The organism is Microvirga yunnanensis (assembly GCF_025460875.1).
Genome location: NZ_JAMXFI010000020.1, coordinates 51,138 through 74,826, shown reverse-complemented (window position 1 = coordinate 74,826; position 23,689 = coordinate 51,138). Strand labels below are relative to the sequence as shown.

Genomic DNA, 23,689 nt, shown 5'->3' with positions numbered 1-23,689 from the left:
AAATGCAAACTTTCCTGGACGATCTGTAATTTGCCTGGATGGCCCATCTCGGAAGTTTAACCTTCATCAACCTACCCGTTCCAACCGCAAATCCAGAGGTGGAGCACATCGAGACTTCTGGTCCATGCACACGGACTGTTCCTCAGAGTCCTGCATTACGCCCATTTATGAACTCAAGATGAGGGCCTTGAAGAGTGTTGAACGACCTCCAAGACCTGAACTTGCAAAACTGCGTCATGGCTTTCAACGAGTCCTTGAAGCACCTTCGGAACTGACCTCATGAACTGGTCGCACCGCGGGTGCGTTTCCGCGCAAGGTCTGCAAAGCCGTGGCAATCTCCTCTTCAAGCACACGGGCAACCGGGTGACGATAGTGAATCTGGTCGATGAAAAGCTCGGGACCCGTCATCCCCGGCCGGTCGAGCCACCAATCGACGATGGCCGTATTGGGCCGTTGCAAGGCAAGATCGGAGAAACGCTTCCGGCAAGCCTGCTCCGCGGCGTATCGCGGCGTGCTCGGCTGCGGCTGTTTTGCCGTGAACACGGGCGGGAACACCAGAACGACGGATAGGTCGGCAGGCAGCGCCTGGAGCTTCTGCCCTAGCAGATCGGCCGCCGGGTACGTCGCGTTGAGATTGCCGGACTGATCGCTTCCTCTGGTGTAGAGGTCTTCGAGCCTCCGGGGATCCGCCATCTTCCCTGCATAGAACGGCTCATAATCCCAATAGCCGTCTGCCGCGGACTGGGCCTTGGTGTTGCGAATGATCCCGAGGCGTCGGCCTGCCTGCTCCAGGCTGCTCACGCTGACCAGCCCTCCCAGATATTCCAGATGAGAGGTGCTGAATCGCCAGAACGGGAACGGACTCTGGCCTATCCGCTTCGGGTCTTGCGTGCACCAGGTGTCCCGGTTGAGCGAAATGACCAGTGCCTCGGCGCTGTCGGCGTGGTGGCGCATGAACCAGTCCAGGACGGTCATCTGTTCCGGGATCTGAGTTCCTGGCACCGACAGCTGTGCAAACGAGATTCCGGTGAGCTCCGTCAGCCGCGAAGGCCTCACGAGAGCAATCGTCGAGTTGCCGATGACGGCCGCCGTGAATCTGGAGTTGCGGCCGACGCTTGCCGTCGCGTTGACGTCCTTCTGGCCCCGGAGGTGCGACCCGCCCGAGAGGGGTGAGCGGCCCGTGTCATAGGGATCGACGAGATAGAGAGCCGCCACGAGCACCGAGAACAACCCGAAGGCAGAGCACACCGCCCAGCGTGCAAAGCGGGTCCATTCGTGAGACTGGGCAGGTGCCGTCGTGGGCTTCGCGATCCTTCAGAACTGGAAGTAGATGAACTCGAAATTGGCGGCATCGCCGATCCGGAACTGGATTGCGACCAGCACGGCTGCAAATCCCAAGGCGACCCCGCGCCGGGGCGGAACAGCCTGCATGACGGCCCAGGCCGTCGGCCCAAGACACGCGACGGCCGCCGCAAGCACGATCGAACGCCACTTGAAGGCCGCGCCGAGTGGGGTGAGGCCGACGAGACCTTCGTAGATGCGCAGCGCGGCATCGAAGCTCGGGGCACGGAACAGAACCCATGCGAAGATGACGAACAGCATCGTCAGCGCCCAGCCTGCCGCGGCCGGCATGCGCAGGCCCGCGCGACGCCACAGGACACCCGCGCCAAGTTCCACGCGGTGCATCACGCCCCAGGCTACGAAGGTGAGGCCGGCGCCATGCCATAGGCCTCCGAGCGCCATCGTTGCGAAGAGGGCACCCACCTGAACGGCGAGACCGTTTCGGCTGCCGCCAAGCGGAATGTAGAGATAATCACGCAGGAAGCGGGACAGGGTCATGTGCCACCGGCGCCAGAAGTCCTGCAGGGATACCGCGGTATAGGGCTTGTCGAAGTTCTGCGGCAGGACGATCCCGAGCATGAGCGCTATGCCGAGCGCCATGTCGGTGTAGCCCGAGAAGTCGAAATAGATCTGGAACGTGAAGCCGAGGGTCGCCTGCCATGCCTCGGCGAACGTGACCATATGTCCGTCTGCGGCCTGGCTGAAGATCGGGTTCACGTATTGCGCCAGAGGATCGCTGATGAATACATTCTTGACGAGACCGAGGGTCAGCAGCATCAGCCCGCGGGCGAAGCGCTCCGCCGCGTCTGGCCGCGTGTAGGGCCGCTCGTCGAACTGGTGCATCACCTCGCTCCAGCGGACGAGGGGGCCTGCGAGCACCTGAGGGAAGAAGGCGATGTAAAGACCGTAGCGGATCAGACCGGAACGCGGCGCGCCCGGCCTTTAGATCCGTGAGGTACATCACGTGATGGAACGTGAAGAACGAGATCCCGAGCGGCAAGGCGAGGTTCCACTTCGGCGCCGTGATGGCGGGGATCAAATTGGCGAGGCCTGCGAAAAAGTCGAAATACTTGAAAAGCCCTAGGACCAGGAGGTTCGCGGCGAGCGCCAGCGTAATCAAAACTTCCTTGCGGGTTTGGAGGAATGCCTGCGCAATCAGCCAGTTCGCCAGGATTGAGACCGCGAGCAGTGGAGCGAAGCGCCAGTCCCAATAGCCATAGAACAGGAATGACAGAGCGAGCAGGAGAGGCAGGCGCCATTCTGGGCGAAAGCGCTCGACCAGCCAGTGCAGCGTCAGCGAGATAGGCAGAAACACAAGCAGGAATGCAAAGGAGTTGAAAAGCATTAGCCCCCACGCCTCCTCATTGATTGAGGAATCCAGACCCAACGATGTTCAAGATTTACTTTCGAATCCATCGCATTGCACACTCAGGCGGCATCTAGCGCAAGGGGCGGGACAGTCGCACAAGAATAGCCTCCCCGCTTGCCGGGCCCTGAGGCGGGGGTCTCAGAGGGTCGCGCGATCGGCATACTTGTGCAGCATGAACAACATCCCGACAGTCAAGTGACGTGCAACTATGTATCTCTCGCCGTCAAGCGTCAGCCTACGAAAGCGAGGATTGCTCCAGCCTAGACGAATGTCGGAAATTGGCACCGGACTGACCTTAGCCGTAGTTCCGCACTGCTGAGATGAGCCGACCTTCGCACCAGCATCCGCTACTACTCAGATTGACCCTGGCTGTGTCAAAACGCGGCTGATGGTATGATCTCCCTGCCATGTTTGGGGGATCCGATGAGACGCTTTGTCGAAGGCGTGGATCGCAGCCAGACCACGCTGTTTCCCGAAAGCCTGGACGACTGGGTTGATGAGAACAACCCTGTGCGCGTCATCGATGCCTTTGTCGAGGCGCTCGATCTGCGGGCGCTGGGCTTTGACGGGGTGGTGCCCGAAGCCACCGGACGCCCGTCCTACCATCCCGCGATCCTGCTCAAGCTGTCCATCTACGGCTATCTCAATCGGGTGCAGTCAAGCCGGCGCTTGGAACGCGAGGCCAGCCGCAATGTCGAGCTGATGTGGCTCACCGGCCGCCTGATGCCGGACCACAAGACCATTGCCAATTTCCGCAAGGACAGCGGCCGGGCCATCCGGCAGGTCTGCGCCCAGTTCGTCACCCTCTGCCGTACGCTGGGGCTGCTCAACACTGCCAGCGTGGCCATCGACGGCTCCAAGTTCAAAGCCGTGAACAACCGGGATCGCAACTTCACGCGGGCGAAGGTGGAGCGCCGCCGCGCCCAGATCGAGGAGAGTGTGGCGCGCTATCTCCGGCAGCTCGACACCGCTGACCGGCATGACCCAACAGAAGCGCTGGCGGCCAGGACCACCCGGCTGAAAGAGAAGATCGCCCGGCTCGAGCAGGAGATGCAGCGTCTGGCTGAGTTGGAGCAGCAGATGCTGGCCTCTCCCGATCAGCAGATCTCGCTGACGGACCCGGATGCCCGCTCGATGGCGACCAGCGGGCCCGGCTCCGGGGTGGTGGGCTACAATGTGCAGGTGGCGGTCGAGACACAGCACCACCTGATCGTGGCGCATGAGGTGACCAACGACGGTTGCGACCGCGCTCAACTCTCCGTCATGGGCAAGGAAGCCAAGGCTGTCCTGGAGGTGCAGACGCTCGAGGCGGTCGCTGACCGAGGGTACTGGGACAGTGAGGAGATCCTGGCCTGCGAGCAGACGGGAGTGACGGTCACCTTGCCTAAGCCGATGACCTCCGGCTCGAAAGCGGATGGCCGGTTCGGCAAGCAGGACTTCGTCTACCTGCCCGAGGAGGACGCCTACCGCTGCCCGGCGGGCGAGAAGCTCAAGTACTACTACAGCAATGTCGAGCGGGGGCTGACGCTGCGGCGCTACTGGACCACCGCCTGTCACACCTGCCCGCTCAAGAGCCGCTGCACCACAGCTCCACAGCGGCGGATCGTGCGCTGGGAGCACGAGGACGTGCTGGAGGCGGTGCAGCGTAGGCTCGATCTGAACCCGCAGGCCATGCGCCAGCGGCGGGAGGTGGTCGAGCATCCCTTTGGCACAATCAAGCTGCGCATGGGCGCCACCCACTTCCTGCTGAAGACCTTGCCGAAGGTGGCCAGCGAGATGGCCCTGCACGTGCTGGCCTACAATCTCACCCGGGTGCTGAACATCCTGGGCATCCAGCCGCTGCTGGCCGCCCTCAGGGCCTAGGGGCCGGGCTATGCTCGTGTCATCAAGCCTGTGACACGCCGGATCCTCGCGTCAGTGACAATGGAAGCTCCATTCCATCGACGATCAGCCAATCCGCGCTCCGGTGATGGTGAAGGGCTCTGGAGCAGGAAAAGCCGTGATCCGTCTTCGGCAAAAGCATTTTGACACGACCAAGACCCGATGCCGACATTGGCAACTATTAAACAGCATGCGGAGGACCTTTAATCAATGCGCCACAGCCACTTCGGTCACTCTTCAGGCAAGCCAACGGGTCGAAGTATGGCGCAATAATGTTCCCGATCCGACGCATGCACGAGCGGAGAAGCTTTCTCGACCCACGCGACTGAATAGCCTGGTTGCAGCCGCCGCGCCGCCGCCACTGCCGATTGTGCCTCCTCCCAATGCTCTAGAGCATCGGACGGAAAAGTGGGTCCGGTTTTCCGTTCTGACCGATGCTCTCATTCAAGAAGAAAGCATCGGAATGTATTCCAAAAGTGCAAGTCCACTTTTGGGTCCGATGCTTTAGGGCTGCTGCTGTGAGGGCGACGGCCCGCCAATGGCCGGGGAAGTCAGGACTGAGCCGGACGGAGCGGCGCGCCCACTCCAATCCGGCACCGTAGCTCCCTGCCATAAAGTGGGCGAAGGCATACACGCCAGCGTAGACCGAGAAGAAAGGATCTCGTGGGCTAATGCGCGTGGCCGTGTCGAGATGCGCTACTGCGGCGGTGCCCTTGCCGCCATAGGCAAGCGTGAGGCCGAGGCAGGCGTGCGCCAGCGAGAAGTTCGGGTTCAAGTCGAGCGATAGGTGAAGTTCCTCGACCGCATCCTCATGCGCTCGCTGGAACATATAAGCAAATCCCAGCGCAAGCCGGGCCCAGGGATCGTCGGGGGCCAGGGACACTGCTGTGAGGGCCGCCTCTGCGGCCGGGGCGAGAACGCCTTGCAGCCCGCCCGCGCTCCAGCCCGTGTGAGCATTCCAGAGGCTGAGCCAAGCATACAGGCCAAGCGCTCGGGCATAGCTCGGATCGAGCCGGAGCGCGTCCTCCAACAGATCGAGGGCAGCGCGGTTATCCTCACGGCGCAACCGCCACATGTGTGGGAGGGCCCGAATGAAGCAGCCCCAAGCATCGAGGCTGCCTGGCGGCTTCTGCTGGAGGCGCGCGCTTTCTGCCGCGTAGAGCTGGGGCTCGACAGCAGTCACAACGCTGGCCGCGATCTCGTCCTGGAGTGCGAAGAGATCGACCAGGGCGCGCTCGTATCGCTCAGCCCAGACTTCAGTACCCACAACAGCATCGGCGAGATGGACGCCAATCCGCACGCGGTCGCCAGCTCTGCGAACGCTTCCCTCAAGCACGTATCGCACGCCGAGTTCGCGGCTGACCTGCTGCACGTTGGATGGCTTGCCCTTATACGTGAACGCTGATGAGCGGGCGATGACGAAGAAGCCGTGCAGCCGGGACAAGGTCGTGGTGATTTCTTCGCAGATGCCGTCCGAAAGGTAATCCTGGTCGGGTCCGCCACCCATGGCGGCAAACGGCAGGACGGCAATCGAGGGCTTGTCTGGCAGTAACAGCGGCGAGGTATCGACCAACATGCTCGCGCCCGTCGCTGGCCCGACTGCGAAGATCCTGATCGGATCCTCGATGTTCCTGACGGTTCGATCCCCGAGGTCGGTGTAGGCCAAGGGGAGGATCCGGCGGACGCAGCGATGCGCCTCACCGGAAATGCACACGCCACCTGGACTGGCAAGCGCCTGAAGTCGTGCCGCGATGTTGACGCCGTCCCCAAATAGGTCCCCGGCACGGACGATCACGTCGCCCATGTGCACCCCGATGCGGAACCGGACCCGGCGGCCCTCGGGAAGGCTTCTTTCAGCATCGGCCAGGGCTTCCTGGATGGCGACGGCGCACCGCACCGCGTCGACCACGCTGGGGAACTCGGCCAGAACGCTGTCACCCGCCGTGTTGGCGATCCGGCCGCTTTGGCCGGCGATCAGCCGATCCATGATCTCGCGGCAGGCCGTCAGGGCCTCGAGCGTGCCGGCCTCGTCGGCCTGCATGAGCCGTGAGTAGCCCTCGACGTCCGCGGCGAGGATAGCGGCCAGCTTTCGCTCGACCCGATGCTGCGAGCCCATGGTGCACTCCTGGGGCGCACCTCCATCTTGGTACGTTGCATGCCCTGGGTCCAGAGGGTGGAAGGCGAGAGAGCGTCGGCGGGGATGATGAAATCCGCTACTTTGTTGCCCCTATAGGTCCAACAAGAGGTATGGGCTTGAGATGGGAGGCTTCAGCTATCCTCAAGCCCCGCTTGCAGACGGCAGGGGACGACGATGCATTTAGACTGCAATGTCGGCTCTTGGCAGTCGTGAGACGAAATCACTTGGTCTGCTTCGGCGGTCATGAGCCAACGTAAGTTGGGCGTCCGGAACCTGAAAGGTTGACCCTGAGGCGACATTGCAATCCAGTTGGTTACGCATGTGGGAGGCAAGCCGCGGATCTCGTCACAGCGCACATATCCGTGCCATGATCATCCGGTCAAGCGTCGTAGTCCCACGAGGGGATGGCCTGTTCGTGGTCTTGGGTGCACAATGGTTGTGCTCATGCGGCCCAGTCACATGCGGCTAGAAGGGAACCCGACCGGCCTCGTGGGGCAATAGCAGCAAAGTGAGCCATTGGACCGGAGGTCTCGGTTATGGAGCGCCGGCTAGCCGCCCTCTTTGCGGCCGACGTGGAAGCCTTCTCCCGCCTCATGGGAATGGATGAGACTGCGACCTTTGAGACGCTGACCTCCCATCGCGCCATCCTCGACGGCTTCATTGCCGAACACCGGGGGCGGATCGCCAACACGGCGGGCGACAGCGTGCTGGCCGAGTTCCCCAGCGTGGTCGATGCGGTGACGTGTGCGCTGAGAGCCCAGGAGGCGCTCGCGTCCGCCAATGACGAGCTGCCGGAGACCCGGCGCCTGCAATTCCGGATCGGGGTGCATGTGGGGGACGTGATGGTGAAGGGCGGCGATCTCTTCGGGGACGGCGTCAACATCGCCGCCCGACTTCAGGCGCTGTCCCGGCCCGGGGGCATCTGCCTGTCGGCGACAGCCCAGGAATACGTGCGCAAGGCCCTGCCCGTTACCTTCGAGGATCTCGGCCCGCAACCCGTCAAAAACATCGACGAGCCTGTCCGGGCTTTCGCCGTCAAAGCAACCTATGGGCAGGGAACGCCGATCCGCACCCTATCCGCCAAGGAAATCCTCCGCGCCGACCGGCCAGCCGTGGCGGTGCTGCCGTTCACGAACATGGGCGGCGACCCGGACCAAGTCTACTTCAGCGATGGCATCACCGAGGACATCATCACCGAGCTCGCCCGCTTCCGGGAGCTTCTCGTCATTGCCCGGAACTCCTCCTTCTCGTTCCGGGGCAAGGACGTCGACGTGCGGGAGGTCGGGCGGGTGCTCAATGCAGACTACGTCGTCGAGGGCAGCGTGCGCCGGATCGGCGACCGGGTCCGGATCACCGGACAGTTGATCAACGCCGCCTCAGGCGCCCATCTCTGGGCCGAACGGTATGACCGCTCATTCGAGGACGTGTTCGCCATCCAGGACGAGATCGCACGCAGGGTGGTCGCAACCGTGGCCCGGCGCATCGAGGAGGAGGCTGAGGCGGTGGCGCGCCGCCGGCCGCCGCAGGACATGCGCGCCTACGATCTCTTCCTGCAAGGGCATCGCCTCACCGACGTCTTCACGGACGACGGGCAGGCTCGGGCGCGGGCGTTCTTCGAGCGCGCCCGCGACCTCGACCCTACCTTCGCCAGGGCGTACACCGGGCTTGCGTTCAGTTATCTCAACCAGGCCGCCGAGGAGGGCATCGGGCTTCCGCGAGAGCGGGATCCGAACCGGATCGAGGCACGCCGGCTGGCCGAGCAGGCCCTGACGGTCGATCCAACCGAACCGCGGGTGCAATCGACCGCAGGTTACGTGTTCCTGACCTGGCGGGAGTTCGACCGGGCCGAGCGTCACCTCGATCTTGCGCAGTCCATGAACCCGAACGACGCGACGATTCAGATCTTCTGGGCTTGGGCGCAAGCGTGCTTGGGGAACCCGGCGAAGGGCCTGATGGCTGCCGAGCTCGCACGGCGTCTGAACCCGCGCTATCCGCAGTGGTACAACTTCTATGAGGCCAGGACGCTGTTCTTGCTGCGGCGCTACGAGGACGTCGTTTCTCGGCTTCGATACCGCATAACGGGCGAGCCCACTTGGCACCGCCGGGACATGTTGCTGCTGAGTGCGGCGTTTGGCCTGCTGAGTCAAGCGGAGCCGGCTCAGCGATGCGCCGGGTGGTTCCTGGATAGCGTCAGGGACGTGTGGTGCGGCGATCAGAACGCGGGAGCCCCGGAGTACGTCGATTGGTTCATCGACACCTCCTATCTTCGGCGCGCGGAGGACGAGGAGCTCCTGCGGGAAGGGCTGCGCTTGGCCGGGCTGCCAGCGTAGATGGACCGCAGCTAAGGGAGCAACGCGACTTCGATGCAATACCGGGGAACTTATGGCGTCCACATCCAGGGCGACGATGCTGCGAATGTCGGTTGATGGCACTGGGCTGACCTTAGCCATAATTCCGCATTGGGGGCGTGAGCTGACTTTCACAGCCAAGAGCTCAATGGCACAGGTTGATCCGTTCCAGACCTTGACGCTGAAAGGTGACCCGGCCTGGGAGCATGCTCAAGCGTCGGGTAGAAGCAATTGCCGGAGCAAGCAGGTCTTCCCGATGGGACGCAAGAGGTTGGCCGCTCAATCAGGAGCGGCCAACCTCAGGCATGCCCTTCAACGGATCGGGGCCTGATCGGCTCGGGCGTCAGACAGTGCGCGGGCTGAATGCATTGGCTGACACAACACAGGTCTACTTGGTGGCTGGACTCCGTGTTTCGATAGCTCCAGTCGTCGGAGTGATGCTGTCGCGGGCGAGAGCCGCCGCTTCCCTGAGCTTGCGTTCATCCTCGGCCGTCAGCTCCGGCCGGTCGATCTTGATCGTCAGCTTGTCGAGCTTGCCATTAAAAGCGAACGGCACCTGGTAGTCACGGTCATCAACCGGGGTGCCGGTGTCGGACGCGATGTCGAAGCTCTCGTCCCATTGCAGGATCAACGGGATCGTCCGGTCCATCGTCTGGGTCGCGACTACCCTGCCGTCGACCTTGAGTTCGCCCGTCGCCTTGCGGCCGAGACCGCTCATGTTGTTAAAGGCCAGGGTCGAGAAGCCGAGCCCGTCATACTTGAAGTCGAACGTCAGTGTGTGCTTGCCCGGCGTGAGGGCATCCGCTCCTTCCCAGCGCACCCGCTGGAAATCGAGCAGGTTCCAGGTGTACACCGGCTTGCCCTTGAGCAGGTAGAAGCCCCAGCCGCCGAAGCGGCCGCCCTGCGTCGCCAAGACACCATCCCCGCCGCCCTGCGGCACCTCGACCTCGGCCGTCACCGTGTAGGACGTGCCGAGGAGCTGTGGGGCATCTCCCATCGGGATGCCGGTGAGTGGACCAGCATAGGTGAACTCATTGCGGCCCGCTGTCACGCTGGGGCGCGGTGTCACCAGCCGCGTCGCCAGTGTGTTGTCGAGCGGGAAGACCTGGTACTTGCTGGCCTCGGCCACGAACAATTGCTGCATCTCCTTCAGCTTGTCGGGATTGGCGGCAGCCACGTCGGTGGATTGGGTCCAGTCCTTGGTCAGGTCGTAGAGCTCCCACACGTAGCCGTTCATCACGTCCTGCGGCGGCGTGGAGGCCAGCATCCAGGGCGCCTGAATCGGCTTCGTGTTGGCGTACCAGCCGTCGTTGTAGATGCCGCGGTTTCCGAACATCTCGAAGTACTGGGTCCGGTGCCGCGTCGGCGCCGTCGCGTTGGCCTTGTCGAAGGTATAGGCCAGGCTCACGCCTTCGATTGGTCTCTGGGCGATGCCATCGACCATGGTGGGGGCCGGAAGGCCGGTGGCCTCCAGGAGCGTCGGGACGATGTCGATCACATGATGGAACTGGCTTCGGATGCCGCCGAGGTCCTTGATCTTCGCCGGCCAGGAGATCGCCATGCCCTGGCGCGTGCCGCCGAAATGCGAGGCGACCTGCTTGGTCCATTGGAAGGGGGTGTCGAACGCCCACGTCCAGCCGACCGCCATGTGGTTGTAGGTCCGGTCCGACCCCCAGGCGTCGTAGAAATACTTCAACTGGTCCGCCACCGGCACTTCGACGCCGTTGAACTGGGCAACCTCGTTCGGGGTGCCGATCGGTGAGCCCTCGGCGCTCGAACCGTTGTCGCCCGAGATGTAGACGATCAGGGTGTTGTCGAGCTTGCCCTGGCGCTCGACCTCCTGGATTACGCGGCCGATCTCGTGGTCGGTGTATGCAAGATACGCAGCGTAGACGTTTGCCTGGCGGATGAAGAGCTTCTTCTCGTCATCCGTCAGCTTGTCCCAGGTCTTCAGCAGGTTGTCCGGCCAGGGCGTGAGCTTGGCGTCCTGCGGGATCACCCCGAGCCGCTTCTGATTGTCGAAGATCTGGTCGCGCAACGCGTTCCAGCCCTTGTCGAACAGGTGCATTTCGCTGATCTTCTGGATCCACTCCGGTGTCGCGTGGTGCGGTGCGTGGGTCCCGCCCGGAACGTAGTAGACGAAGAAGGGCTTCGCCGGGTCGACCTCGTTGAGCATCCTCATGTGGCTGATGGCGTCATCCGCCATCGCGGTGGTCAGGTTCCAGTTTGGCTGCCCGACATAGGGATAGATCGCCGTCGTGTTGCGGAACAGATTGGGCTGCCACTGGCTCGTGTCGCCGCCGACGAAGCCATAGAAATACTCGAAGCCCATGCCGATCGGCCACTGATCGAAGGGGCCGGCCTGGCTCGCTTGGAAGGCAGGGGTGTTGTGGTCCTTGCCGAACCAGGAGGTGGCGTATCCATTATCCTTCAGGATCCGACCGATCGTGGCCGAGTTCCTGTCGATGATGCTGTCGTAGCCCGGGTAGCCCGTGGCCTGCTCCGCAATCACGCCGAAGCCGACCGCATGGTGGTTGCGCCCGGTGATGAGCGCGGCGCGGGTGGGCGAGCACAGGGCGGTGGAATGGAACTGGGTGTAGCGCAGGCCCTGATTGGCGATGCGGTCGAGTGCCGGGGTCGGGATGACGCCGCCGAAGGTCGAGGGCGCGCCGAAGCCGCAGTCGTCGGTCATGATCAGCAGGACGTTCGGAGCGCCCTGGGGAGGCGCCACCCGGGCCGGCCAGTACGGTCTCGATTGAGCGGCGTTGAGGTTGATCTGGCCGCCGAACGGTTGTGGCGGATTGGGCAGGTAGCGGCCGTCGACCGTCGTCGTGGCGTCGGGCGATCCCGGCGTGCCGGTGATCTGCTGGGCCTGGGCCGCGGAGATGGCCAGGATGCTGGCAGAGACGAGGGAAAGGGCTAGGGAGATCGCTTTCATGGCATGATCCCTTCGAGAGCGCCGACGCACCCCTGACGAGTTGCGAACGGAATGCAGCCCTGTGCCATACAGGTACGCCCGCGGCATGGTCACAGCGCCGTCCTGGCTGGCCTCTATTATCGCTTGAGGCCCGACCGCCGCGCTATCAGGGTCAGTCCTAGAACTGATCGGGGAAAACCCTGATTGGTGCCATCGGCGATGCCCTCGCGGCCGGGATCGCTCCTGCTAGGAGTTACCGAGACACGGCATGAACGTTCGATGAGGCACGGTTCAGCGGGGTGACCCCAGGCAAATTCATCAATCTCTTGACCGTCTCCGCCAGAACCACAGTGGTAACAGTGGTACTTGTCGTGACTAAGATCGAGAAAGGTCCGTTCCTGGCAGATTTTGTTGAAAAACTCCCGAGCGGTGCTGAGTCGATCTACTAATGGCGCCAGCCTGTCAGATCAGGCCCAGCATCCTGTATGCCAATCGGCCGAAAAACGGCAGGAGCGGCCATTCAGAAACCGTTCGTCTTCAGTTGAGATACCGGGTGTCGCCTTGAGGGTCGGGGTCTCATGCCTCGGCCGCGATGAGGTAAACCCGCAATGGTCCGTTGTTTTCATTCGATTGCGTCGTCACCTCATCATAAGTCTCCACGACAACATGCCTGAATCCTGCCTCGCGATGCATTGTAACCAGAGTATCGGCGTCGTAGACACGGAATCCGAACTCCGCGCGGGCGAACTCAAACGATGTGGCCGTCTCGGGATACATGCTGGCGAGGATGCTGATGCCACTGGGCCGCAGCACCCGATGGATCTCCGTAAGAGCTCTGACCGGCTCGGGCCAGAAATACGCCACAGCCACGGCGAAGACTCGGTCGAAGCTGCCCTCCGGAAAAGGAAGTGCCTCGGCCGAACCGTGAAGAAACTCGGCTCGGCCGCTTGCCACGAGGGCTTGGTTGAACCGCAACGCCTCTTCCACCATGGCAGCCGAGATGTCGATACCGATGTAACGGATGGTCTCGTCATGGCCAATCAGAACCGGCACCAGGCGGCCATTGCCAAACCCGACTTCAAGAACGTGGTACCCTGGCTTGAGGTCAAGTCGGTGAAAAAGACCGCCTCATTGACCCTACGATTGACCGTGTTCAGGCGCTCGGTGATGGCTAACCCGATCTCGCCGTCGGGATGACCGAGCTGTTGGGCGCGCTCGGCCGGTGTTAGCGTGCTGAGGTCCACCATTGCCCATTCCCACAAGGCTCCCCTCCAGAGGAATGGTAGAAGCCCTCTCGTATCAGAGCAAGTGTGGCGAAGGTCAGCTCAGAGGGTCAGAAACAATCCATGAGAGGTTCCCATCCCTAGGCCACTCCAAGGAGCAGCGTGATGAAACGGGAGTTGGAGTTCAGTTCAACTAATGGACGTCAGGATCTGGGTGAGTTCGCCCGGCATGAGCAGCATAGCGTCGTGTCCAGTGGGGATCTCTCGGTAGCTCCAGCCTGGCATGCTCCTCGCCAGTTCCCGTGAATCCGCTGTGTTAGCGAAGTAGGGATCCGAGCAGGCGATGTAGGTTGCCGGTACCCCATTGCCCAAGGGGTGCTGCAACTGCAACTTGTCATAGTTGGTTTGCAGGGGATGTGGGGTCAGCTTCGCCACCATCCAAGCCGCCATAGCGGGGTCGGTGATGCCGAAATACTCCGGAGGGCCTGGCGGAAAGGTCAAGCCGTTGCTGGTCTCCATGGCTCGAAGCCTGGCGGTCTCGACGCGTTCCGGCGCCCTGTCGGCCAGCGACTCCCCGGGCCGCAGAACGAGCGCATCAAGGTACACCAGGTGCCGCAACCGCTCGGGCATGCGGTCGGCCACGCCAGAGAGCACGGACCCCGCGAAGCTATGGCCGACCAGGATCACATCCGCCAGATCCTCATACCGGATCACCTGCGCGACATCTTCAATGAAGGTTTCTAGCGTCGGGCCGATCGACACCAGGTGCGACCGCTCGCCAAGCCCTGTCAGCGTCGGCGCGTAGGCCAGGTGCCCCAGAGCGCAGGCGTGCAGTCACATCCTTCCAGCACCAAGCGCCGTGGCAGGCGCCATGGACCAGCACGAAGGTTTTGGCGTCCATGGATCATGCCTCCTTGCAGTCCTTGAGCCTGAAATATGATCCAGAGGCCGAAAAGCCAGTCCGGAGACATCAAGGTTCAGGGCCCACATTGGCCGCGGGCACTCGGGTCTGCCGAGCCTTGCCAGAAGGCCAAGGGCCGCTTTGGGTCACGCCACGAAATTCCCTGGCCTTCAGGAGCGTCCGGTCCCCTGTCTGATACGGACGTTCGGTTTGTGCCCAGGAGCTGCCTCTCGGCCCAATCCTCTTCACGGCAGTTCTGGAATGCCGGGCGTGGGTAGGACGCCTAGCAGGACGCGGCCGTTAGGGCCACGGTCGCTGGCACTTGAGGACTGCGTCCGCGGCGTCTCGCTGATTTGAGACAGGTCACCATCGCTCTGGCTCTCTGCGCAAGTCTAGGCTTGGAACCGAAGCGGCAATGAAAAAGGGTCGCGCCCGGTCTTGTGACCTTGTTCGCGACCCTTTGAACCGTCTTTGTGGCTACTCCGCCACCGTTAGGAGACAAGCTTGTTTTTCCAACTGAACCTGTACATTGCGCCACATAGGAACGGCTGCTGTCTCATGAGCGTTGGCCCATCCCCAAAGCCGCAATAGGAGGTTCCCGTGAGTAAGCTTAGGCGCTTAACGATTGTCCTTGCAGGATGCATTCTCGCCGGCAGCTTCGCCGGGGGTGCTTCCGCGCAACCGCGCATGGATCGAGACTGGGACAATGGCCGCGATTGGCGGGATCAAGATAGAGACTGGGGCCGCGATAGAGACTGGGATCGGGGTCCTCGATGGCGCGGCCGCGACCGAGATTGCTATTACGAGACCCGCCGAACAAGGAACCGTTACGGTGAAGTAGTTGTGAGGCGATATCGAGTTTGCGAAGATTAACCCTAGCTGGTCGGCGGTAGTGCGGCTACCGCCGACCAGGGTGATTTACTGAGGCGTAGGGGATGCTGGCGCAGGAGTAGTCGAACTCGTTGTTCCGCGCGGCTGCGACTGAAGCCGGTCGAACATTCTCAGAGCCGCATCGACGCAGGCTTGTGTGGACTCCTCCTCGCCACAGATAGCCCGAAGCTGCGTGTCGCCACTGCGCAGGAAGAAGCGGGCACCACGTGCTGGACGGTCATCATCGTCTTCATCACGCACCGCTCCCCCGCGGCGATCGCTCCTATCACCGTCGTCTCGGCCCCTGTCTCTGTCCCATCGGTCGCGGCTGTCATGCCACCGTCCGCGCCAGTCATCGTGGTCTCGCGAGGAGTTCTGGCTCCAAGCTGAAGTTCCGAGGAGAGCCAGGCCGGCTGCTAGTATGAGGGCTTTCCGCATGGGGATCTCCATTACAGCGACGCCATTGCGAACGCGCGCGAACATTCCTTTGTCTGGCGTCTATAGCTTTGGATAAGGGCGCTCGGGTGAACCAGACGCCGAGAGTTAGGTTCCACCAAGAGAAGATCCAGCTACATTACAACAGACACAATGGGGGCGAGTTCAACTTCGTGGCGCGTTTGCTCTCGACCCAGCGAGCTTGCCTGTCCGCCGTGAGACCTCAACCGCTACCTTGCTCCAGAACACCATACCACTTGTGCTTCCCATCGAGCGGCAATAATCGGCTTGCTCGCAAGCCCGGGCGTATGCCTCTCGGCCCTCGTAGGCAATAAGGCACACCGCCTCGTATTCGACAGCCGTGAGGCCTGTGGAGCGAGGCTTTCGTCCAGGCAAGCGGGTAGCGAGTTTGTTGAGGCGGGTTAGGATCCAGCGCATGGCCTGGATTGAAGCAAAACCCTTCGAACCTGTGCAAGCCGCGATGAAGGTTCGAAGCAACGATTTTGGCAACGAAAAAGCGAATGCCCCGTACGGGCGGGGCTAAGTGCCTGAAACCTTTGGCGCCCCCAGGGGGCTCGAACCCAGGATCATCTGTTTAAAAGTCAGAGGCTCTCTGCTCAAGCGACGTTGGACAACTCGTCTATCCAAAACCGCGCGCTCACGAGAAGCTCACAAAGCAGTGCGGTTGGTTGGAAAGAGGCGCCGTCCCGGCCTTCAGAATGGAATGACCTTCGGCCGGCGCGCAATCAGCGTAGGATCGAACACTTCAACCTGATCAACCCAGTCAGGGATCCCAAGACCTGAGACTCGTGACAGAAGAACATGCCATGGTTCTGTATCGGCATATAGTCGAGGCGATTGCCTTTCCGGGCGACCTCGTGAGTGACGAGGTCGCCCGGAGCATCCTTGAGAGCAGGCTTGGCCGGCATGCTGCGGGAGCGGCATCACCGTCTCGTCGATGGGGCCTCCACCACATAGGAGCGGATCCGGGTCCGTCCGTGGCTGAGATCCCGTCGGCCGGCATCAGATTGCTCCGGAACTCCGGCAGCCCCCTCTTCGCCGCCGGAAGCCGAACGCTCGCCGGTGGTCGGGTTGGTGGCTGATCCGGAGACGACACCCTCGGCCGACACACCCGACCATCCCGCCGCCCGCCAGGAGTCGGCGCGCTCGTCCATGTCGATGGTGCCTTCGTCATCGAGGATGTCGAGCACGCGCTCATACTGCTCATCGCTGGCATCGACCGAGATCAGATAGCCGCCGCGGCTGAGGCCCTCCGCATAGGTGTGCCGGTCTTCGTCCGGCAGAAACCACCCGCCCAAAGCGCCCCAGAACCCTCCTGGCTCGGGGCGTCGGGCTGCGGCGGGATCGTCCGGTGGATCCCGCTCGTCACCAGGCATGAAGCGAATGATGTCACGGGATACCCCGGCATCCACCAGACGCTCGATCGCATCCTCGGCATCGCTGCGGCTGTCGAAGAAGGCTGTGACCATTTTTCGGGATAATGAAGAACCTGTGGGTATGCTGGACGTCATCGATCTGTTTCCTCCTCGTTGATGACCAAACCATCCGAGGCTCACATTCCTGCGGCCAAGGCTTGGTTCGAGGCAAAGGGACTCCTCAACTTCACGCGGGACGACAAGTTCGCCTCCCCTTCCCTCGGCTGTTCGATCAGAAGCCCATGGCGGCAGCGGTTACCTCAGCCCAAGATGCCGCTTGGGCATCGACTTGGCCGGGTTGCAGCGATCTGGTCCAAGCCCATCGTGCTTTCATGCAGCAGGTCGGCTCGAAGCTAGGCGGTTAGTCTCCGAACACCTACACGGAAGAGCGGCTGCGACCTGCTACGGCATGGTAGATCACAAGGACAACGATCGCTCCGATGATGGCAACCACCATGCTCCAGAGATTGAAGCCAGTCACGCCGACATGCCCGATGGCATTGAAGATGAAGCCGCCAACCACGGCTCCGACGATGCCGAGAACAATGTCGAGGAGAACGCCCTCGCCCGATTTGTTCACGATTTTGCTTGCGATGAAGCCTGCGATGAGGCCGAGAACCAGCCAGCCGATGATCGACATGCCACACTCCCGCGCTGTCTCAGAATCAACGGTGCCGCTTGAAAAGAGTTCGAGTGGTGCCTTGGAACGCCTCATCCGTCAGGCCATGCGGTGCCGGGCTTAGCCTTGGAGCGTGGCCTGGGCAGGTTGGCTCTCCAGCCTTGAGCTGTCCCTCCACTGCTTCATCAGTTCCCACTCGGACCGGCAGCAACCTTCCCAGTCTGATGATGGAGCCGATGCACCATGGCAGCCTCAGCCCCGCTCCGTCGCGCTTCCGACCGCCGCCCGCCATGAATGGTAAGCGGGGCAGTTTGGGGGTGGCCGTCCTCAGGCTCCTCGGGCCACGAGGACGGCCAGCGGCGGGACCTTAGGCTGACCTGTGTCCAGTCCGAGCCGGTCCCCGAGACAGGTGAAGAACAACAGGCCGAGCTTGCGGCACGTCTTCGACAGCCCCAGCATCACATCCCGTGCCAGGCGGCCATCGGCGCTCATCGTGCCGCCAGAGATCTTGCGCTTGAACACCCAGGCCCGGACCGAAAGCGCTTTAATGGCTTTATCAGTGTTATTCACAGAAGCCCTGGTCGGTTTAGGCTCTTGCAAGCTCAACCCTTGAGTTGCTCCAGCCTGTATTCTCCTCTGTAACCCATACCCACTGTGCGGCTCCCCCAGCTACCGATGATCCTGAACGTCTAGAGGCGGCTCCATGAGGTGCCGTGCTTCACAAAAGGCGTGTGGGTGTGAAGCATTTCACATCATCCATCGTCAGATTGCGTCACCGTAAGCCCAGTCTGATCCATGGAGATGTTCATGAAACACATGAAACTGGTGTGCGCTGCCATCGGCTTCATTAGCATCAGTTCAGCGGCACTTGCGCAAAGCCGTCCGCTGACCACTGCGATGTCTTGTAATCAGGCCCAAGGCCTTGTCGCGTCCCAAGGCTCCATTGTTCTCAACACAAGCGCCACAGCCTACGAACGCTACGTGTCATCGGGTGCATACTGTGGGCTCGGTGAAGTGCCAGGACCTGCCTGGGCTCCAACAAAGGACGCCCCCCGGTGCCCGCTTGGTTCTCGCTGTGTAGGCGTCAGTCGTGGCAGGTGAGTTGACCTAAGCGATACCCTCACGGTCGCCTATGCCCGTCATACAGGCTCCCGTGATACCAATGACATCCTGGGTGTCCTGCGAGTCCGCTATGTGCCGCAGATAATCGGTGATGGTGTGACACGCTTCACAGAACTCTGAGCCAGCATACGCCATCGATAGCGCTCTCGGATGCGAGGATGATGACATGAAGGCACCTGAGCACCAGTTTCAGAACGTTCACGGGCTTGAAGGGCAGCCCTTTTCTGCGTCCTTTGCCCTCCTATTGGTCATTGGGTCAATCAACGTTGCAGCCACCGTCTTATCGCTACTTGCGGCTTGAGGATGATCAATCGCTCATCAGCAAGGACAGGTCCGCTATGGGCTTCCTGTGCCTCACAGCTGACTAAGTTAGTCGGCCCTGAATAACCCACAACTGATTGAGGCAGAAGGATTCTTCGTCGTCACGAAGCATTGTAGAATGCCAGCATCTGGGGACGGACCCGCTCAAACCTGGTGTATTTCCATGGGACCCAAGCCGACGATGCCGAGCTCCGGCGATCTCTACCGCAGCCGCCTCGACCAGATCCTCGATCCCCGCCACGCGTTGTTCCGCCTGGCTGCTTTGATCGACTGGGACAGCTTCGATCAGGAGTTCGGCCGCTTCTATCGGCCGCTCGGCCGGCCTGCCAAACCCACCCGGCTGATGGTTGGGCTGTCGTATCTCCAGCATACCTTCAACCTGTCCGATGAGGCGGTGGTGCAGCGCTGGATCGAGAACCCGTATTACCAGTGGTTCTGTGGCTGTGATTACTTCCAGCATCAGCTGCCGTGCGATCCCAGCTCGCTGACGCGCTGGCGCAAGCGGCTCGGCCCCGACGGGCTGGAGAAGCTGCTGTCCGCCACGATCCAGGCCGGGCTGGAAAGCGGCGCGGTGCGGCCCTCCAGTCTGGAGCGGATCAGCGTCGACACCACCGTGCAGCCCAAAGCTATCACTTATCTGAAGTAGTTTGGACTTAATCTGACAGACGGTGTCGTTAGGCTGAGGCGTGAGCCGAGGCCGGGCGCGGAGCGGTCGGGGTGCGCAGCGCCCGGCCTCGGCGTTCCCAAGGAGCACCGCCATGACCAACGAGCAGAAGATCATCCGCGCCAAGCTCGGCCTTTTGGAGCTGGCCAAGCAGCTCGGCAATGTCAGCCAAGCCTGCCACATGATGGGCTATTCCCGCGACAGCTTCTACCGCTTCAAGGAGCTTTATGAGACCGGCGGCGAACTGGCCCTGCAGGAGCTGACCCGGCGCAAGCCGCTGCTGGCCAACCGCACGCCACCGGAGGTGGAGGCCGTCATCGTTGAGCTGTCCCTGGAGCAACCCGCTTTCGGCCAGATCCGAATTGCCAACGAGATGCGCAAGCGCGGCCATTCGATCTCGCCGGCCGGCGTGCGTGGGGTGTGGCAGCGACATGATCTCGAGACGATGAAGAAGCGGCTCAAAGCCCTGGAAGCGAAGGTGGCGCAAGAAGGCCTGATCCTGACCGAGAGCCAGGTGGCAGCCCTGGAGAAGGCCAAGGCCGAGAAGGACGCGCACGGCGAGTTCGAGAGCGAGTGTCCCGGCTACTGTGGGGCGCAGGACACCTTTTACGTTGGCACCATGAAAGGAGTGGGGCGGATCTACCAGCAGACCTTCATCGACACCTACACCAAGGTGGTGTTCGCCAAGCTGTACGACCGCAAGACGCCGATCACGGCCGCCGACCTGCTCAACGATCGGGTTCTCCCGTTCTTCGATGCCCATGACGTGAAGCTGTGTCGCGTGCTCACTGACCGCGGCACCGAGTACTGCGGCAATCCCGAACACCATGAGTACGAGCTCTATCTGGCGGTCGAGGACGTGGATCACACCCGCACCAAGACCAAGAGCCCGCAGACGAACGGCATCGCCGAGCGCTTCCACAAAACGGTGCTGGATGAGTTCTACCGTGTGGCCTTCCGCAAGAAGATCTATGGCTCGATCGTCGAACTCCAGACTGATCTCGATGCTTGGGTTCGGAGTTATCATGAGGAGCGGCCGCACCAGGGCCGGTGGTGCTTTGGCAAGACGCCGATGCAAACCTTCTTGGATGCAATTCCATTAGCGAAGGAGAAGATGATCGCAGCTTGAACGCACTATCGGACAGATGAGCCCGACCAACTCTCGGACGCCAAATGTCAGATCAAGTTCCAGCTACTACATATGATCGGCTTGCCGCCGGTCACCGCATGAGCCGCATTGTTGACCCAGAATGTCGAGAAGGACCGCCGACTGCCTGTGGCGCCAGGACCGCAACATCAGACCTGAGCTCACGCAATCGCCAATGTTCCCCATGCATCGCGCCGGATTGCACTGAGCGGGAACAACTCTGGCTCGGGCTGCTTCTCCGGTGAACTCAACCAACCGCACGCGAGGGTTTCATGCCTAGGCTCCAAGACAAGATCGCGGTCATCACCGGGTCCGACTCAGGCATGGGACAAGCCATGGCCGAGGAGTTCGCCAGGGAGGGGGCCCATGTCGCCATCACCTTCCACACGGACGAGGGCGGAGCTCAAGAGACCCGCAGGCGGGTTGAAGCCGCTGGGCGGCGCGCCCTCGTGCAGCAGGTCGATGTGCGTGACGAGGCCAGTGTCGCGGCTCTCTTCGAGGCGGTGGAGCGGGAACTCGGAACCCCGGACATCCTCGTCAACAATGCCGGTATGGGATCCAGCGGCGCGCCGGTAGCCGAGACGAAGACGGAAGAATTCGACAAGGTGATCAAGACGGACCTCTATGGTCCGTTCTTCTGCTGCCGGGAGTTCATCCGCCGCCGCAAGGCTGCGGGTCCGGGCGGAAAGATCCTCAACATCACGTCCGTGCACGAGGCGATCCCCAGCCCGATGAACGCGGCCTACGGAGCAGCGAAAGGTGGCCTGCTCACCTTCACCCGCAGCCTTGCGCTCGAATTGGCGCCGGAGCGGATCAACGTGAATGCCATTGCTCCGGGATTGATCAGGACGCCCATGACGATGAAGCGCACAGACGACCCCGAGAAGCGGCGCGAGGAGATGCCGAATATTCCCTGGAACCGGCCCGGCGAGCCATGGGAGCTTGCCAAGCTTGCCCTTTATCTAGTTTCGGAGGACGCGGACTACGTGACCGGCCAGAGCTTCACCATCGATGGCGGCCTTGAGATGAACTGGGGGCAGGGCGCGTGAGACGGGAGGCGAGCCGACACCGGCTGGAGCAGGGCCCATGAGCCAGAACATCGCAGGCAAGGTTGTTGTCATCACAGGGGCCAGCAGCGGCATCGGCGAGGCCACGGCAAGGCTGCTGGCCGGCATGGGCGCGCAGGTGGTGCTCGGGGCACGGCGCCAGGAGCGGCTTGCGGCCCTTGCCGCCGAGATCCGGGCCGAGGGGGGCAGGGTTGAGATTACCGCGGCCGATGTCGCCCGGCGCGAGCAGGTAGATGCGCTGGTCCGGACCGCCGAAACTGCGTTCGGACGGCTCGACGTGATGATCAACAATGCCGGGCTGATGCCCCTGTCCCGGCTCGATCAAACCAGGGTCGAGGACTGGGAGCGTATGATCGACATCAACCTGAAGGGCGTCCTCTATGGCATCGCGGCCGCACTCCCGATTATGCAGCGCCAGCGGAGCGGCCACATCATCAACATCGCCTCGACCGCAGGCCTGCGGGTCCGCCCGACCATGGCGGTGTATTCCGCGACCAAGCTTGCCGTGCGGGCCATCTCCGAGGGACTGCGGCAGGAGGCGACGGCCTACAACATCCGCAGCACCATCATCTCGCCGGGGCCCACCGCGACTGACCTGCCGGACAGCGTGACCGACGAGGCTGCGGCGGCGGCTACGCGGGTGCAGCATGAGATGGCTATCCCGGCGCTCTCGGTCGCTCAGGCGATTGCCTTCGCGATCAGCCAACCTGCCGAAGTGGACGTGAACGAAATCGTCCTCCGCCCGACCGCCGTCGCCTGAGCGCCACCTGTGCAACGCCCAAGCCGGTCAGAACCGGTATGTCACGCCCGTCAGCTCCTCTGACGCCGACCAGAGCCGCTCGGCGGCCAGTCGGTCCAGGGCGTGCGGGGCGATCTCCGCCTCCTCTGGGTAGCCGTGGATTTCCCGGAACCCATTCGGACCGTAGTAGGCACCGCCCTTCGCATCCGGAGCTGTCGCCGCAAACAGCAGCGGCAACGCGCCCTGGGCGGCGGATTGGCCGATGACGTTGAAGAGCGCCTGTCCGAGGAACCATTGGATTGGGCCGGCCCGGTCGCCGCGGCGGGTGATGTCGGTGCTCGCCACCCCGGGATGCGCCGGAATGGAGCGAACCGGCGAGCCCGCAGCCTTCAGCCTGCGGTCGAGCTCCAGGCCGAACATCAGCATGGCAAGCTTCGTCAGCCCGTAGGCGGCCATCGGCCGGTAGGAGCTTTTGAGCTGCAGATCATCAAGGTGGAGCCAAGCCCGCCGATGGGCAATGCTGGCGACCTCAACAATGCGCGAGGATGCGTCTCGCCTGACGTTTGGAAGAAGCAATCCCGTCAGGGCGAAATGACCCAGATAGTTCGTTGCGAACTGCCGCTCGAAGCCATCCTCGGTTTCCTCCCGCTGCGGGACGGCGGAGATGCCGGCGTTCAGCAAAAGAATGTCGATGGGCGGCCCCCCGTCGCGCCAGGAAGCGGCGAATTCCTGAACCGATGCGAGGCTGGCGGTATCAAGTTGGCGAAACTCCACCTGGGCTCCGGCATGGACTTGCTGTATCGAGGCCATGGTACGCTGCGCCTTGGCTTCGTCGCGCGCGGCCAGTACGACCTGTGCGCCCGCACGGGCCAGAGCCAAGGCCGCCTCGTAACCAAGGCCGCTGGTGGATCCGGTCACGACGGCAAGTCGACCAGTCAGTGATGGGACGTCGGCTGCCGTCCACTTGCGGGTGGCCATGGTCCATCCTGCCTTTCTCCAAGCTCCGTCAACGCATCTTGTGGGGCAGGTGTTCTCGGCCGTGCACACTGAGAGCCTGAGAGGGTCGGAACGTGGCAAATCCCGCCGCGCATCACCCGCGGGCACAAAGGATCATAGCACCGAGCCGCAGCGCTGCACGGAAGCCAATGGGCC

General features: G+C 62.4%; 15 protein-coding genes and 2 pseudogenes. 6 read left to right on the top strand and 11 right to left on the bottom strand.

Going from position 1 to position 23,689, the window contains the following annotated elements; all coding sequences use genetic code 11:
• Window positions 1-243: 243 nt before the first annotated feature.
• Window positions 244-975: a hypothetical protein gene (locus tag NF876_RS12655; protein ID WP_262269149.1), complete on the bottom strand. Its 732-nt coding sequence runs from the start codon at window positions 973-975 to the stop codon at window positions 244-246.
• Between the two features lie 339 nt (window positions 976-1,314).
• A pseudogene (locus NF876_RS12650) lies at window positions 1,315-2,686 on the bottom strand (MBOAT family O-acyltransferase).
• A gap of 447 nt (window positions 2,687-3,133) precedes the next feature.
• Between NF876_RS12650 and NF876_RS12645 the strand changes: the two are divergent.
• The gene (locus NF876_RS12645) at window positions 3,134-4,573 is read left to right on the top strand and encodes an IS1182 family transposase (RefSeq protein WP_262269148.1); all 1,440 of its coding nucleotides are present in this window, start codon (window positions 3,134-3,136) and stop codon (window positions 4,571-4,573) included.
• Between the two features lie 406 nt (window positions 4,574-4,979).
• Here the strand turns inward: NF876_RS12645 and NF876_RS12640 are convergent, their stop codons facing one another.
• Window positions 4,980-6,707, bottom strand: coding sequence for an adenylate/guanylate cyclase domain-containing protein (locus NF876_RS12640; protein WP_262269147.1), 1,728 nt, complete (start codon window positions 6,705-6,707; stop codon window positions 4,980-4,982).
• A 557-nt stretch (window positions 6,708-7,264) separates the two neighbouring features.
• Here NF876_RS12640 and NF876_RS12635 point away from each other — a divergent pair.
• Window positions 7,265-9,058 carry an adenylate/guanylate cyclase domain-containing protein gene (locus NF876_RS12635; RefSeq protein ID WP_262269146.1) on the top strand — a complete coding sequence of 598 codons (1,794 nt, stop codon included), beginning with the start codon at window positions 7,265-7,267 and terminating at the stop codon, window positions 9,056-9,058.
• A 406-nt stretch (window positions 9,059-9,464) separates the two neighbouring features.
• Here the strand turns inward: NF876_RS12635 and NF876_RS12630 are convergent, their stop codons facing one another.
• The 7 genes from NF876_RS12630 to NF876_RS12600 form a co-directional block, all read right to left on the bottom strand.
• Entirely contained in the window at window positions 9,465-12,014 is a 2,550-nt protein-coding gene (locus NF876_RS12630) for an arylsulfatase (RefSeq protein WP_262269145.1), read from the bottom strand.
• A 555-nt stretch (window positions 12,015-12,569) separates the two neighbouring features.
• Window positions 12,570-13,046: a class I SAM-dependent methyltransferase gene (locus NF876_RS12625; protein ID WP_262269144.1), complete on the bottom strand. Its 477-nt coding sequence runs from the start codon at window positions 13,044-13,046 to the stop codon at window positions 12,570-12,572.
• Window positions 13,034-13,240, bottom strand: a complete 207-nt coding sequence (locus NF876_RS12620) for a hypothetical protein (RefSeq protein ID WP_262269143.1) — start codon at window positions 13,238-13,240, stop codon at window positions 13,034-13,036. Before NF876_RS12620 ends, NF876_RS12625 begins: the two co-directional genes overlap by 13 nt.
• A gap of 165 nt (window positions 13,241-13,405) precedes the next feature.
• Window positions 13,406-13,978, bottom strand: coding sequence for an alpha/beta fold hydrolase (locus tag NF876_RS12615; RefSeq protein ID WP_262269142.1), 573 nt, complete (start codon window positions 13,976-13,978; stop codon window positions 13,406-13,408).
• Between the two features lie 2,388 nt (window positions 13,979-16,366).
• Window positions 16,367-16,954 (bottom strand): hypothetical protein, encoded by a 588-nt coding sequence (locus NF876_RS12610; RefSeq protein ID WP_262269141.1) that lies wholly within the window; start codon window positions 16,952-16,954, stop codon window positions 16,367-16,369.
• 280 nt (window positions 16,955-17,234) lie between these two features.
• Window positions 17,235-17,498, bottom strand: coding sequence for a GlsB/YeaQ/YmgE family stress response membrane protein (locus NF876_RS12605; protein WP_262269140.1), 264 nt, complete (start codon window positions 17,496-17,498; stop codon window positions 17,235-17,237).
• A gap of 306 nt (window positions 17,499-17,804) precedes the next feature.
• Window positions 17,805-18,047, bottom strand: a complete 243-nt coding sequence (locus tag NF876_RS12600; RefSeq protein WP_262269139.1) for a hypothetical protein — start codon at window positions 18,045-18,047, stop codon at window positions 17,805-17,807.
• Between the two features lie 1,036 nt (window positions 18,048-19,083).
• Between NF876_RS12600 and NF876_RS12595 the strand changes: the two are divergent.
• The 4 genes and pseudogenes from NF876_RS12595 to NF876_RS12580 form a co-directional block, all read left to right on the top strand.
• A pseudogene (locus NF876_RS12595) lies at window positions 19,084-19,557 on the top strand (transposase); the annotation flags it as partial.
• A 121-nt stretch (window positions 19,558-19,678) separates the two neighbouring features.
• Complete coding sequence (locus NF876_RS12590) at window positions 19,679-20,713, top strand: IS481 family transposase (RefSeq protein ID WP_262269138.1); 1,035 nt, start codon at window positions 19,679-19,681, stop codon at window positions 20,711-20,713.
• 290 nt (window positions 20,714-21,003) lie between these two features.
• Entirely contained in the window at window positions 21,004-21,780 is a 777-nt protein-coding gene (locus tag NF876_RS12585; RefSeq protein WP_262269137.1) for an SDR family NAD(P)-dependent oxidoreductase, read from the top strand.
• 37 nt (window positions 21,781-21,817) lie between these two features.
• Window positions 21,818-22,558, top strand: coding sequence for an SDR family oxidoreductase (locus tag NF876_RS12580; protein WP_262269136.1), 741 nt, complete (start codon window positions 21,818-21,820; stop codon window positions 22,556-22,558).
• A 27-nt stretch (window positions 22,559-22,585) separates the two neighbouring features.
• Here the strand turns inward: NF876_RS12580 and NF876_RS12575 are convergent, their stop codons facing one another.
• Window positions 22,586-23,515: an oxidoreductase gene (locus NF876_RS12575; protein ID WP_262269135.1), complete on the bottom strand. Its 930-nt coding sequence runs from the start codon at window positions 23,513-23,515 to the stop codon at window positions 22,586-22,588.
• Between the last annotated feature and the right edge of the window lie 174 nt (window positions 23,516-23,689).

Coding starts and splice junctions, on each gene's coding strand:
- NF876_RS12655 (WP_262269149.1), bottom strand. CDS start 975: ATGACCGTCCTGGACTGGTTCATGCGCCACCACGCCGACAGCGCCGAG.
- NF876_RS12645 (WP_262269148.1), top strand. CDS start 3,134: ATGAGACGCTTTGTCGAAGGCGTGGATCGCAGCCAGACCACGCTGTTT.
- NF876_RS12640 (WP_262269147.1), bottom strand. CDS start 6,707: ATGGGCTCGCAGCATCGGGTCGAGCGAAAGCTGGCCGCTATCCTCGCC.
- NF876_RS12635 (WP_262269146.1), top strand. CDS start 7,265: ATGGAGCGCCGGCTAGCCGCCCTCTTTGCGGCCGACGTGGAAGCCTTC.
- NF876_RS12630 (WP_262269145.1), bottom strand. CDS start 12,014: ATGAAAGCGATCTCCCTAGCCCTTTCCCTCGTCTCTGCCAGCATCCTG.
- NF876_RS12620 (WP_262269143.1), bottom strand. CDS start 13,240: ATGGTGGACCTCAGCACGCTAACACCGGCCGAGCGCGCCCAACAGCTC.
- NF876_RS12610 (WP_262269141.1), bottom strand. CDS start 16,954: ATGACGTCCAGCATACCCACAGGTTCTTCATTATCCCGAAAAATGGTC.
- NF876_RS12605 (WP_262269140.1), bottom strand. CDS start 17,498: ATGTCGATCATCGGCTGGCTGGTTCTCGGCCTCATCGCAGGCTTCATC.
- NF876_RS12590 (WP_262269138.1), top strand. CDS start 19,679: ATGACCAACGAGCAGAAGATCATCCGCGCCAAGCTCGGCCTTTTGGAG.
- NF876_RS12585 (WP_262269137.1), top strand. CDS start 21,004: ATGCCTAGGCTCCAAGACAAGATCGCGGTCATCACCGGGTCCGACTCA.
- NF876_RS12580 (WP_262269136.1), top strand. CDS start 21,818: ATGAGCCAGAACATCGCAGGCAAGGTTGTTGTCATCACAGGGGCCAGC.
- NF876_RS12575 (WP_262269135.1), bottom strand. CDS start 23,515: ATGGCCACCCGCAAGTGGACGGCAGCCGACGTCCCATCACTGACTGGT.